15 protein-coding genes are annotated in these 11,978 nt (G+C 50.7%); all 15 read left to right on the top strand.

All coding sequences use genetic code 11. The features are described 5' to 3' along the window. Positions 1–19 precede the first annotated feature (19 nt). Positions 20–739 (top strand): LPS export ABC transporter ATP-binding protein, encoded by a 720-nt coding sequence (gene lptB / locus T504_RS0113265; protein WP_033171533.1) that lies wholly within the window; start codon positions 20–22, stop codon positions 737–739. A gap of 14 nt (positions 740–753) precedes the next feature. Continuing rightward, positions 754–1,854 carry an LPS export ABC transporter permease LptG gene (lptG, locus tag T504_RS0113260; RefSeq protein WP_033171532.1) on the top strand — a complete coding sequence of 367 codons (1,101 nt, stop codon included), beginning with the start codon at positions 754–756 and terminating at the stop codon, positions 1,852–1,854. 40 nt (positions 1,855–1,894) lie between these two features. After that, on the top strand, positions 1,895–3,112 hold the full coding sequence (locus tag T504_RS0113255) for a DUF3084 domain-containing protein (protein ID WP_033171531.1): 1,218 nt from the start codon (positions 1,895–1,897) through the stop codon (positions 3,110–3,112). A 57-nt stretch (positions 3,113–3,169) separates the two neighbouring features. Continuing rightward, on the top strand, positions 3,170–3,586 hold the full coding sequence (locus T504_RS0113250; RefSeq protein ID WP_033171530.1) for a RuvC family protein: 417 nt from the start codon (positions 3,170–3,172) through the stop codon (positions 3,584–3,586). Further along, a complete protein-coding gene (locus tag T504_RS0113245) occupies positions 3,576–4,040 on the top strand; it encodes a deoxycytidylate deaminase (protein WP_033171529.1) in 465 nt (154 codons plus the stop codon). The genes T504_RS0113250 and T504_RS0113245 overlap by 11 nt, the downstream gene beginning before the upstream one ends. Positions 4,041–4,143: 103 nt before the next feature. Then, positions 4,144–5,217 carry an MraY family glycosyltransferase gene (locus T504_RS0113240; protein ID WP_033171528.1) on the top strand — a complete coding sequence of 358 codons (1,074 nt, stop codon included), beginning with the start codon at positions 4,144–4,146 and terminating at the stop codon, positions 5,215–5,217. A 58-nt stretch (positions 5,218–5,275) separates the two neighbouring features. Further along, complete coding sequence (gene wecB / locus T504_RS0113235) at positions 5,276–6,439, top strand: non-hydrolyzing UDP-N-acetylglucosamine 2-epimerase (protein ID WP_033171527.1); 1,164 nt, start codon at positions 5,276–5,278, stop codon at positions 6,437–6,439. 52 nt (positions 6,440–6,491) lie between these two features. Then, the gene (locus T504_RS0113230; protein WP_033171526.1) at positions 6,492–6,734 is read left to right on the top strand and encodes an AtpZ/AtpI family protein; all 243 of its coding nucleotides are present in this window, start codon (positions 6,492–6,494) and stop codon (positions 6,732–6,734) included. 343 nt (positions 6,735–7,077) lie between these two features. Beyond that, a complete protein-coding gene (locus tag T504_RS0113225; protein ID WP_033171525.1) occupies positions 7,078–7,446 on the top strand; it encodes a hypothetical protein in 369 nt (122 codons plus the stop codon). Positions 7,447–7,486: 40 nt separating this feature from the next. Further along, positions 7,487–8,167 (top strand): F0F1 ATP synthase subunit A, encoded by a 681-nt coding sequence (gene atpB / locus T504_RS0113220; RefSeq protein WP_033171524.1) that lies wholly within the window; start codon positions 7,487–7,489, stop codon positions 8,165–8,167. A 45-nt stretch (positions 8,168–8,212) separates the two neighbouring features. Next, complete coding sequence (atpE, locus tag T504_RS0113215) at positions 8,213–8,464, top strand: F0F1 ATP synthase subunit C (RefSeq protein ID WP_033171523.1); 252 nt, start codon at positions 8,213–8,215, stop codon at positions 8,462–8,464. Between the two features lie 39 nt (positions 8,465–8,503). Further along, positions 8,504–9,007 carry a F0F1 ATP synthase subunit B gene (gene atpF, locus T504_RS0113210; protein ID WP_033171522.1) on the top strand — a complete coding sequence of 168 codons (504 nt, stop codon included), beginning with the start codon at positions 8,504–8,506 and terminating at the stop codon, positions 9,005–9,007. Beyond that, complete coding sequence (locus T504_RS0113205; RefSeq protein ID WP_033171521.1) at positions 9,001–9,543, top strand: F0F1 ATP synthase subunit delta; 543 nt, start codon at positions 9,001–9,003, stop codon at positions 9,541–9,543. The genes atpF and T504_RS0113205 overlap by 7 nt, the downstream gene beginning before the upstream one ends. A 24-nt stretch (positions 9,544–9,567) precedes the next feature. Then, positions 9,568–11,085, top strand: coding sequence for a F0F1 ATP synthase subunit alpha (gene atpA / locus T504_RS0113200; RefSeq protein WP_033171520.1), 1,518 nt, complete (start codon positions 9,568–9,570; stop codon positions 11,083–11,085). 19 nt (positions 11,086–11,104) lie between these two features. Beyond that, on the top strand, positions 11,105–11,959 hold the full coding sequence (gene atpG / locus T504_RS0113195) for an ATP synthase F1 subunit gamma (RefSeq protein WP_033171519.1): 855 nt from the start codon (positions 11,105–11,107) through the stop codon (positions 11,957–11,959). Positions 11,960–11,978: the final 19 nt, after the last annotated feature.

Below are 11,978 nucleotides of genomic sequence, written 5' to 3'. Positions count from 1 at the left end.
TTGTTGGAGGGTTAGGGCTTTGCATATCGAAGCGAAGAATCTGGTAAAGAAATTTAAGGAACGCACGGCGGTGAACCGTGTTTCCCTGCGTGTGGAAAAGGGGGAGATTGTTGGTCTCCTCGGTCCGAATGGTGCCGGTAAAACGACGACGTTTTATATGATTGTGGGACTTGAGCATCCGACATCTGGCGAAGTATACCTTTCGGACATTGACATCACGAGTTCGCCCATGTATAAGCGGGCAGAACTGGGAATCAGTTATCTGACGCAGGAAGCTTCGATTTTCCGGAAATTGACCGTGCGCGAAAATATCATGGCAATTCTCGAGACGACAAAATTGTCCCCGGCGGAACAGCAGGCCAAATATGAGGAGCTCATCGAAGAGTTTCATATCGGTCATGTTCAGGAGCGCAAGGGAACGGAACTTTCCGGTGGTGAAAGACGACGGGTTGAGATTGCCCGCTGCCTGGCACTTGAGCCGCAGTTTATTCTGCTCGATGAGCCGTTTGCCGGTGTCGATCCGCTGGCCGTAGCCGATATTCAGGATATTATCCAGTATCTTCGCCAGCGCGGCATGGGCATCCTGATTACCGACCACAATGTCCGTGAGACGCTGCAGATTGTCGATCGCGCCTATATCCTGAGTGAAGGCAAAATCCTGCTGGAAGGCGACAGCCAGACGATTGCGAGCAGCCCAATCGCCAAGAAATTTTATCTGGGTGAGAATTTCACCCTTTGATTGGAGAACAAACGATGCATATAAGAATCTTAGACAAATACATATTTCGGGAAGTGTTCATGACCTTCTTATTCGGCATCTGTGCCTTCTCCGCAGTTTTTATCGGTTCGGGAACGCTTTTTAAGATCGCCAAGTATATTACGGATTATGGTGCTTCGCTGCAAGCCGTAGTAAAAATCTTCATCTTTGGTCTGCCAGCCGTTATCATGTGGACCTTCCCGATGTCGATGCTGCTGGCGAGCCTGCTGACGTTTGGCCGTTTGTCGAGCTCCAGCGAGATTACGGCGATGAAGTCCTGTGGTATCGGTTTTGGCCGTATTGCGGCACCGGCTATTTTGATGGGGCTTATCGTCAGCATGTGTGCCATTGCGTTCAATGAATATGTTGTGCCATGGGCCAATACGGCTTATCGCAACGTTCTTTATTATGAAATCCAGGGCAATACCGGGATGAAGTCGCAAGAGCACATCATTTTGAAAGACCTCAACCACGATAAGATCCAGCGGTTGGTTTATGCGCGCCGCTATGATGCAGAGTCGCAGACTCTGCAGGGGATTACCCTGCAGGAATTTAATGATGAGGGCCAGGTCAGCCATGTCGAGAATGCTGAGTATGCGGAGTGGAGTGGCAATGAGTGGAATATGCACAATGGCATGATTTACGATATTGCGACGGAAGCTGGCAAGAGTGAGCATACGATGCGCTTCGATTCCCAAAAGCTTCCCATAAAGGCGAATCCGAAGCAGATTGTCCGGGAACAAAAAGACCCGGAAGAGTTAACGATGAAGGAACTCAAAGCCCAAATCGAAATCATGAAGACGCAGTATATCAATACCAATAAGCTCGAGGCGGAACTTTATCAGCGCGTTACGGTGCCGATGGCCAGCTTGATTTTTGCTTTGATTGGTGTGCCGCTTGGCCTGCAGCCGACGCGTAATTCTTCGTCGGCAGGATTTGCCATGAGTGTCATCATCATTTTCTTCTATTATGCGTTGATGACAATGGGCAATGCCTTGGCACGCAGCGGTGCGATTGCGCCGATGCTGGCGGTATGGATTCCGAATATCGTCGGCTTGATTGCTGGTTTCTTCCTGATACGCAGAGCATCACGCTGACGATGACTGCTGATTATTGTGAAAGGTGGATTGAGGAAGGATGTATGGAGTCCTTTTGATTGTCGTGCTGATTATTACCGGTGGCGCAATTGCGTTTATTGGCGATCGGCTCGGAACAAAAATCGGTAAGAAGCGGTTGTCGCTTTTTGGCCTTAGGCCACGCCATACATCCGTTGTCATCACGATTTTTACCGGTATCTGTATTACTACCCTGACCTTTGGCGTCATGGCGGCTGCTTCACAAAATGTCCGCACAGCGCTTTTTGGCATGGAGCAGCTTAATCGCACGATGCGGGAGACAAAGGACAGCTTGAATCAAGCACAGGCCGACTTGCAGCAGGCACAGGTTGAGCAGCAGCAGACCGATGAGGCACTGGCAAAGTCGAAAGACGATGTGGAAAAGCTCAAGGGACAGCAGCAGGAGCTCGAAGAAAAATCGGCCCGGCTGCAGGAGGGCAATCGCCTGCTGGAGGCGGCAAAACTCGATTTGCTGCATCGCAATGACGTTTTGGCAGCCGAAAATTCCACGTTGGGTGCCCAGAACGAATTGCTGACAGGCACCAATAAGACGCTTACCGAGAATAATGCAGTGCTGGAACGGCATGCACAGAATCTCCGCGATGGTTTGATTACCATCCGTGAGGGAGACATCGTTTATCAGGCCGGGGAAGTCATAGCCAGTGGTGTGGTTCGTGGCGGCCGCACGCAGTTTGAAGTCGATAACGATCTGCGGGCCTTGGCGGAACTGGCCAACCGCAACGTATCGGAAAAGCTCGGTGAGGATAAATCGGACCAGGATATCTGGATTTATCAGCCCGAATACGCCGAGGCTGTGAAGACGATTGCAGCCAGCCGCAACGATATGGTTGTCCGCATTGTAGCTGCCGGCAATCTTGTCCGCGGCGAGGCAATCCGGACGACATTGGAACTCTACAAGAACAGCACGGTATACGAAGATAAGGAATTCATTCTGGCTAAGCCGTATATGCTGACCGGTAAGTCGGACAGCGAGCCGGAGCAGGTAGTCATGGACTTCCTCAACGAGGTCAATCGGGCGGCTACGGCCAAAGGGATCCTTCCCGACCCCATTCGTGGCACTGTCGGAGTAATTGAGGGAGCACAGTTTTATGATATCGTAGGATCCTTGCGCGGAAAGCATGGTTCCTGGATATTATCGGCTTATGCGAATGGCGCAACCGATGCGATTGGACCGCTGCGGCTGAAAATTCGAGTCGAACAACAAGGGAATTTACCTTAACAGGAATGAGAAAGAAAGCCTTCCTCTTTGAGGGAGGCTTTCTTGCAGGAGGAATCGATGAATATAGCAGCATTGGACCCGGGCCGCGACAAATGCGGCTTTGCCGTACTAGCCCAAGACGGCCGGGTGATTTGGCAGAAGGTCATTGAAACGGCAAGGCTGGAGGCAGAATTGGCAGAAGCCCGCCAGAAATACGGTTATGAAGTTTTAGTAGAAGGCAATGGGACGACGAGCAAAGAGGCCCGGGCGCGCATCCAAACGGCTTTGCCAGAACTTGCTGTTGTGGTATTGGATGAGTACCGCACGACGGAATTGGCTAAGGGCGAATATTGGAAGGCTCATCCGCCCAAGGGCTGGCGGCGGCTGCTGCCGGTAACGATGCAGGTCCCGCCGGAGCCGGTGGATGATTTCGTAGCGGTCATACTGGGACATCGCTATTTAAAGAGTTTGGAGGAAGGTCATCATGAGTCGTGAAAAACAACAGCGTCCGGATTGGACGGAATATTTTCTGGATATTGCGAAAGCCGTTGGCCGCCGGGCAACCTGCCTGCGCCGCCGTTATGGAGCGATCATCGTCAAGGATAAAATCATCATCAGCACGGGGTACAATGGTGCTCCCCGCGGTGAGGCAAACTGCATCGATACCGGCATTTGTGAACGGGAAAGGCTTCACGTACCGAAGGGGCAGAATTATGAATTATGCGTAGCCGTTCATGCCGAACAGAATGCTATTATCAACGCAGACCCGTCTGATATGGAAGGCGCGACGATTTACATTGTCGGCATCAATGCCGACGGCAGCCTGGCTTCGGGCAAACCGTGCCTGCTTTGTCGCAGGATGCTCCGCAATGCGAAGCTGGCCCAAGTCGTTTATTACGAAACCGATGGCAGTATCGTAACCTGCCGGCCGGATGAGATTCACGATTAATTCCGGTCCATTCAGCTTCTTTCCATTGACACTAGACACCCACTGCGGTAAAATAGGCTTGCTATGAAAAAATGAATGTTTTTGAAAAAGAGGTGCAACTTGTATGCCAGATTATATGTTGGCGTTTGTTATTGCTGCCGGTGTGGCGCTGCTTATTACGCCAGGCGTGATCTTTTTGGCGGCCAAGACGGGAGCGATGGATGCTCCTGATGCGAGAAAAGTACATAAAAAGCCGATTCCACGTATTGGTGGACTTGGCATTTATGCTGCCTTCATGGTGGCAATGCTCACGCTTCTTTCCTTCGTACAAGTTACGGATGAAGTCATGACGGAGCTGGTTGGCCTGATGGTGGGCGGTTCGCTTATCGTTCTGGTAGGTATCATCGATGACTACAAAAACCTGCCGGCGAAGGTTAAACTGCTTGGTCAGATAATCGCAGCAGCAGTTCTGGTTATCGCCTTTGATGTCCGCATTGATTTCGTCACGGACCCATTTGGGGATTATATCTACACGGAATGGTTTGCCATCCCCGCAACGATTTTCTGGATTGTTGGCCTTACCAATACGGTTAATCTCATTGACGGCCTTGATGGTCTGGCTGCTGGTGTATCCACCATTGCGGCAATCACCATCTTCCTCGTGGCCTTGCAGCAGAATATCCTTTTGGTAGCCGTGCTTACCGCAGCGTTGGCCGGTGCAGCATTTGGCTTCCTTTATTACAACTTTAACCCAGCACGCATTTTTATGGGCGATTCCGGCAGCATGTTCCTTGGTTTCATGTTGGCTGGCATTTCGGTCATCGGCGCAGTGAAATGTGCTGCGACGATTGCGCTTATCGTGCCAATCCTGGCTTTAGGATTGCCAATCCTGGATACGACGTTTGCGATTGTGCGCCGGTATCGCGGTGGCGTTCCTATTTTTAAGCCGGATAAGGGGCATTTGCATCACCGTCTGCTGGATCTTGGCTTCAGCCAGCGTCAGGCGGTTCTCTTGATGTATGTCATCAGTGCACTTCTTGGACTCAGTGCCGTAGCACTCACCGAGGTAAGCAGTCAATTTGCTATTCTCATCGTCTGCGTGGTTGTTTTGGCTGTATTTTTTGGCGCCAAGAAGATTGGCATTTTCCACATGAATGATTCTTCGCATCAGCACAGTGCTGCTGCGGGAAGACAGTGAAACAGAACCCGGAAGGCAGGCGTAAGTCCTGCCTTTATTTATAGAAAGGGGATTTTTAATGGACAAGAAGAAAATCAAGGTAATGACGGTCTTCGGCACGCGTCCGGAGGCAATCAAGATGGCGCCAATCGTTTTGGAACTGCAGAAGCATTCCGATAAGATTACGCCGGTGGTGGCGGTAACCGCCCAGCATCGCGAAATGCTGGACCAGGTATTGAATCTTTTCAGTATCACGCCGGACCACGACCTTGATATCATGGCGCAGGGACAGACGCTTTTCGACATCACGACAAAGGCGATGAAGGGCTTGGATCAGGTTATGACGGAGGAAAAACCGGATATCGTTTTGGTTCATGGTGACACGACCACGACCTTTGCTGGTGCATTGGCGGCCTATTATCATCAGATCCCGGTGGGTCATGTTGAAGCTGGCCTGCGCACGCATAACAAGTATTCGCCGTTCCCGGAGGAGATGAACCGCAAGCTTACGGGCTGTATTTCGGATCTTAACTTTGCCCCGACGGAAACCAGTGAGGCAAATCTGCTGGCTGAAAATGTTCCGGCGGAAAGTATTTTTGTAACGGGCAACACGGTAATCGATGCCCTCCATCACACGGTTCGTGATGATTATGAGTTTGACGATGAGATGCTGCGTCATATCGATTTCACGAACAAGCGCATCATTCTCGTGACGACTCATCGCCGCGAAAATCTTGGGGAACCGATGCGTCATGTCTATAAGGCCCTGCGTCAGCTGACGGAAGAGTTTGATGATGTGGAAATCGTCTTCCCGGTTCATAAGAACCCGAAGGTCCGCGAAGTTGTGCGTGAGGAGCTGGGCGGACTCAGCAAAGTTCATCTGATCGATCCGCTGGATTACGAGCCGTTTGCCAATCTGATGAGCCGTGCGCATCTGATTCTTACGGATTCGGGCGGAGTACAGGAAGAAGCTCCGGCACTGGGCAAGCCGGTCCTCGTTTTGCGCGATACCACGGAGCGTCCAGAAGCTGTTGCTGCTGGTACGGTCAAACTCATCGGTACGGACCGTGAGCGCGTTTATCAGGAAGCAAAACTTTTGCTCACGGATGAGGAAGAATACGGCCGCATGGCGGAATCGGTCAACCCGTACGGTGACGGCAAGGCATCGGAACGCATCATTCAGGCAATTCTTTACCATTATGAGATGGTAGGGGAACGCCCGACGGTATTCATGGGAAAATAATAAGCAAGGGACTGTTGCATTGGCGGCAGTCCCTTTTTTAGGAGGGAAACCGATGGAAAAACAATCGGGGGAAGAAAGGCATGAAGGCCTGCGCCAGGCCGTCAAGGCCTTTTCGGTGCTGGGCGGTATCGGGATTTATCTGGTGGTTTTTGTAGGAATCTGTGTATTCCTGGGAAATCTGGCGGATGAGAATTTTGGCCTTGGCTATATGGGAAAGCTGGCGGGCATCCTTATCGGCTTTCCGGGAGCACTCTATACGCTATATCGTCAGCTCAAACAGGGCAATCTCTTGTAATGAGTAAAAATACGATATTTCGTGAATTGTTGCTATCTTTATATTTTGGCGAAAAAAGTCTTGCTATTCGTTAATCAATCGAATATAATAGGCATTGCGACCGACTACGATAAACCAATTGTATTGATTTATCGTAGTATAAATAATCATTATTTATGACAAAATGAGGGATAAACGGCTGATTTTTTTTTGTATTTATTTGCAGAATTAGTAAAGGGTTTTATCGTTTCATGTCGAAATATGATTTTTAGGCGGGGCGCGTCTCTTCTATGGGATCGTCCTTGTCGCGCCGATATTCAACGAAGACGATGGACAGTTTTCTGCCTGACGTTGGAGGAGGAATATGAAGGAAGTTTTATCGATTTTCATAAAGCGCTTGTCTTGGGGACTGGCAGTGTTGACGCTGATGTTGGGAAGCCTTTTGCTCGCAAGGGGAGAAGGCGGACTGATCGGAGCTTTGCTGCTGGGCTATATGGCGGCGTTGGTATTTGTCTGGAACATGGCCTGGCGATTGTGGAGGATTGCCGAGGCACCCACTGGTGGCGCAGCGAAGCAGATGCTTTGGGGACTGGTCTTGCGGATCGTGGTATTATTGCTGGTTCTGCTGACAGCCATAAATATTTCTGCGAAGGTATTCGGTGTGACTGCATTGGGCTTTCTTCTTTGCTATGGAATGGCGATGTTCTTGCTGATCCACATGAATTTGCGGTAAAGGATATTTTCTAGGTTTTATTGGGAAGGAGGTTGAGTGTATGGGCGAAGAGGTCGTTCATCGCGGAACAGAACAAATCATGGGCTTTTCCTTCAATATGGAAACGCTGTACATGACTTGGCTAGCCATGGCTATCGTATTACTGATTGCTTTTCTGGCCACCCGCAGCCTGAAGATCATTCCGAAGGGCTGGCAGAATGTCGTGGAGATTATCGTTTTGTGGCTGCATGAACAGCTGGATGCAATGATGGGCGAACGCGGCCGTTTCCTGGCTCCGTTTATCGTATCGTTGTTCATGTTCCTGCTGGTTTCCAACTGGCTGGGACTTGTACCGAAGATGGCATCGCCGACCAATGATTTGAACACTACGCTGGCATTAGCACTCCTGGTTATTGTCATGGTACATGTACTGGGAATCTTTATGAAAGGTGGGCATTATATCGCTCATTTCTTCAAGCCGACGCCGGTATTCGTAATCATCAACGCAATCGAGGAAATTGCCAAACCAATTACATTGGCATTTCGTCTATTTGGTAACATCCTGGCAGGCGAGATTCTCATTGTCGTCCTGCTGAAACTCATGCCAATCTGGATGCCAATCCCGGCTGTTGCCTGGCTCGCATTCAGTATCTTTATCGGCGGAGTTCAGGCCGTTATCTTCACAATGCTGTCGATGGCATATCTTGCCAACGCAGTAAAGAAAGATGAAGAGGAATCATAACTCTACTATCTGAGAAGTTTTTACATTTTTAAGGAGGATTTTTTCATGGAAAATGCAATTATGGTAGCAGCAGCTTTAGTCGGTGCAGGTCTCTGCATGGGTCTTGCAGCAGTCGGTGCAGGCCTTGGTGATGGTATGGTAACGAGCCGTTTCATCGAGGGTATTACGCGTCAGCCGGAGGCTAAAAACACGCTGTTCACCAATACGCTGATTTCCGTAGGTCTGATCGAGGCAATGGCAATCATCGCAACGGTTGTCGCTCTGATCATGCTCTATGCTAACCCGCTCATCAAATAATTTTTTTGGTGAAAAACGACAAAAGGGGGGGCATAGTAATTGATCGAGTTAAATATGACATTCTTCGCGCAGATCATTAACTTCGTCATTCTCGTAGTTCTGCTGCGCGCTGTGGCTTATAAGCCGGTCGTCAACATGCTCAAAGCCCGCGAGGATAGAATCAAAGAAAGCCTTGATAAAGCAGATGCCGATGCAGCGGAAGCTGATAAGCTGCTGGCTGATTACAAAAAGAAGCTGGCTGCTGCCAACGTCAAAGCTGAGGATATTATCCGCAACGCGGAAAAGCGCGCCAGCGAAGAACGCGAGGCCGCTCGTGCTGAGACGAAACGCGAAATTGAGCAGATGAAGAAGGCTGCTGAGGCTGAAATCCAGCGTGACCGCGAGCGTGCTGTGGCACAGCTCCGGGGCGAGGTCGTGGCTCTTTCCATGGCTGCTGCTGGCAAAATCATCTCCAAAAACATCGATAAAGCTGAGAATGAGCAGCTTATCACGGAATTCGTCGATAAGCTTGATAAAGATAAGATTGGTGATCTGCCATGCTAAACTTACAGCTTGCACGTAAATATTCCACGGCAATCTTCGAGATTGCCCAGGAGGAAGATAAGCTTGTGGAGTATGGCAGGGAACTGGCTGAGGTCCGCAGCGGTCTTGCAACCGTTCCGGCAGCAATCGCGTTCCTTTCCAATCCGCAGGTCGAGACAAAGGCTAAAAAAGAGCTGATTCAGAAGCTTTTTGAAGGTGAGCTTTCCGCGAACGTGTACAATTTCTTGATGCTGCTTATCGACAAGCGCCGTATCGCGCTGTTCGAGGCCATCGAGGAGTCGTATCGTGAGCTTTCGAATGAAGCCAGAGGCATCCTGATTGCGGATGTGACGACGGCAGCACCGGTGGATGACGCACAGGCTTCGTCAATCAAGACTAAGCTTGAGAGCATTACCGGCAAACAGGTGGAACTCCGCCTGCATGAGGACAAGGACATTATTGGCGGCGTAGTTGTCAAGATTGGCGACCGCCGTATTGATGGCAGTGTCGCTGGACGTCTCGAATCGCTTAGAAAAGAACTACTGGCTAACAATTGATGAAACTGGGGTGACAGCGAAGTTATGAAAATGAATCCGGAAGAAATAACAGCCATCATCAAAGACCAGATTAAGAACTACAATGTAGATCTTAACGTCGATGATGTTGGAACGGTTATCGAAATCGGTGACGGTATTGCCCATATCCATGGCCTCGAGAAGGCAATGGCTGGCGAGCTGCTCGATTTCGGCAATGATATTTATGGTTTGGTCCTGAACCTTGAGCAGGACAACGTCGGTGCCGTTATCTTAGGCGGTGAGACGAAAATCAAAGAGGGCTCGCAGGTAAAACGCACGGGCCGCATCATGCAGGTACCGGCAGGCGAAGCTATGATTGGCCGCGTTGTCGATGCTATCGGCCGTCCAATCGATGGCAAAGGCGAAATCAAAGCGGAGACCATGCGTCCGGTTGAGTATCATGCACCGGGCATCGCTGACCGTAAATCGGTCCATGAACCGCTGCAGACTGGTCTGAAGGCTATCGATGCCCTCGTACCAATCGGCCGTGGCCAGCGCGAGCTCATCATTGGTGACCGCGGCATTGGTAAAACGGCTATCGCCGTTGATACGATTTTGAACCAGAAGGATCAGGATTGTATCTGCGTTTATGTTGCCATCGGTCAGAAGGCATCGACGGTTGCTCGTGTCGTCAAGACGCTCGAAGAAGCTGGCGCCATGAAGTACACGATTGTCGTTGCTGCTACGGCGGCTGACAGCGCTCCGCTGCAGTATCTGGCTCCGTATGCCGGCGTCGCTATGGCTGAGCACTTCATGTATCAGGGCAAAGCCTGCCTCTGCGTATATGATGACCTTACGAAGCATGCAGCTGCATACCGCGCTATGTCGTTGCTGCTCAGAAGACCGCCAGGGCGTGAGGCTTATCCGGGCGATGTATTCTACTTACATTCCCGCCTGCTGGAGCGTGCGGCAAAACTCAGCGATGAGCTCGGCGGCGGTTCCATTACGGCATTGCCAATCATCGAGACGCAGGCTGGTGACGTTTCGGCTTATATTCCGACCAACGTCATTTCCATCACCGATGGTCAGATCATGCTCGAGACGAACTCGTTCTACTCCGGTATCCGTCCGGCTATCAGCGTCGGTCTGTCGGTATCCCGTGTCGGTGGTTCCGCTCAGATCAAGGCTATGAAACAGGTTGCTGGTACCATGCGTCTTGACCTTGCTCAGTATCGTGAGCTCGCTGCGTTCTCGCAGTTCGCATCCGATCTGGACAAGGCTACGAAAGCACAGCTCGACCGCGGTGCTCGTATGGTAGAGACGCTGAAACAGGCTCAGTACAGCCCGCTCTTAGTCCAGGAACAGGTCATGGTCATCTATACGGCTGTCAAAGGCTTCCTGACCGATATTCCTGTGGAGAAGGTGGTAGAATTCCAGGATGATTTCCTGAAATTCATGCGCACGCAGCATCCGGAAGTCGGCAACAAGATTATCGAGCAGAAGAAACTCGATGATGCGCTTGAGGCTGAACTTTCGAAGGCTATTGAGGAGTTCAAGGAAACCATCACATACAAAATGGCATAAGACAGCGAGGTGATTCTTTTTGGCTAGTTTACAGGATATCCGCCAGCGCATCAAAAGCGTAAAGAGTACCAAGCAGATCACGAGTGCCATGAACATGGTTGCAACTTCGCGTTTGCGTCATGCAAAGGAAGCAGCTAGTGCCAATCGCCCGTATGCCGAGAAGGTTATGGAAGTCGTGAAGGAAATCGCCGCGAATGCCGGGGCTGATTTTTCCCATCCGCTTCTCGAGACCCATAAAGAGGGCAAGAAGCTCATCTTGTTGGTCACGGCCGATAAAGGACTGGCTGGCGCTTATTCCGGCAATGCCTGCAAAGCAGCAGAAGCTATTGTAGAATCGAAGGACGACACGGAACTCGTCGTGGTAGGACGCAAAGGCGTAGCCCATTTCAAGAACCGTGGGTATAAGATCGCTGAGAGCTACATCGGTATCAGCGAGCGCCCGTCCTTTGAAAATGCCCGGAATATTGCAGATGATATCGTGGAGCGCTTCAAATCCGGGCAGTACCGGGAAGTGCAGATGGTCTATACGAAGTTCATTTCCGCCATCAACTGTGAGCCGCAGTCCGTTCAGTTGCTGCCGTTCCAGTCCGAGGCCGGGGAGAATACGGGAGTTCATGCCGAGTACATCTATGAGCCGGATGCGGCTACGGTACTTGGTTTCTTGCTTCCGCAGTATCTGTATACGACGGTCTACGCGGCTTTGCTGCAGTCCGCTGCATCGGAGCTGAGTTCCCGCATGAATGCAATGAGCAACGCTACGGATAACGCGGAAGAACTCATGAGCAAGCTGGACCTCTACTACAACAAGGTACGTCAGGCAGGCATCACCAACGAGATTACTGAAATCGTTGGCGGCGCTGAAGCTCTGAAATAAGAGCATCGTTAGGAGGTTT

It is taken from the genome of Selenomonas sp. ND2010, assembly GCF_000702005.1.
Taxonomy (GTDB): Bacteria; Bacillota; Negativicutes; order Selenomonadales; family Selenomonadaceae; genus Selenomonas_A.
Note: the sequence above shows the minus strand (reverse complement) of the source record. Positions and strands in the feature narration are given on the sequence as shown.

Coding starts and splice junctions, on each gene's coding strand:
- lptG (WP_033171532.1), top strand. CDS start 754: ATGCATATAAGAATCTTAGACAAATACATATTTCGGGAAGTGTTCATG.
- wecB (WP_033171527.1), top strand. CDS start 5,276: ATGGACAAGAAGAAAATCAAGGTAATGACGGTCTTCGGCACGCGTCCG.
- T504_RS0113205 (WP_033171521.1), top strand. CDS start 9,001: ATGCTAAACTTACAGCTTGCACGTAAATATTCCACGGCAATCTTCGAG.
- T504_RS0113245 (WP_033171529.1), top strand. CDS start 3,576: ATGAGTCGTGAAAAACAACAGCGTCCGGATTGGACGGAATATTTTCTG.
- atpE (WP_033171523.1), top strand. CDS start 8,213: ATGGAAAATGCAATTATGGTAGCAGCAGCTTTAGTCGGTGCAGGTCTC.
- T504_RS0113230 (WP_033171526.1), top strand. CDS start 6,492: ATGGAAAAACAATCGGGGGAAGAAAGGCATGAAGGCCTGCGCCAGGCC.
- atpB (WP_033171524.1), top strand. CDS start 7,487: ATGGGCGAAGAGGTCGTTCATCGCGGAACAGAACAAATCATGGGCTTT.
- T504_RS0113250 (WP_033171530.1), top strand. CDS start 3,170: ATGAATATAGCAGCATTGGACCCGGGCCGCGACAAATGCGGCTTTGCC.
- T504_RS0113240 (WP_033171528.1), top strand. CDS start 4,144: ATGCCAGATTATATGTTGGCGTTTGTTATTGCTGCCGGTGTGGCGCTG.
- T504_RS0113255 (WP_033171531.1), top strand. CDS start 1,895: ATGTATGGAGTCCTTTTGATTGTCGTGCTGATTATTACCGGTGGCGCA.
- T504_RS0113225 (WP_033171525.1), top strand. CDS start 7,078: ATGAAGGAAGTTTTATCGATTTTCATAAAGCGCTTGTCTTGGGGACTG.
- atpA (WP_033171520.1), top strand. CDS start 9,568: ATGAAAATGAATCCGGAAGAAATAACAGCCATCATCAAAGACCAGATT.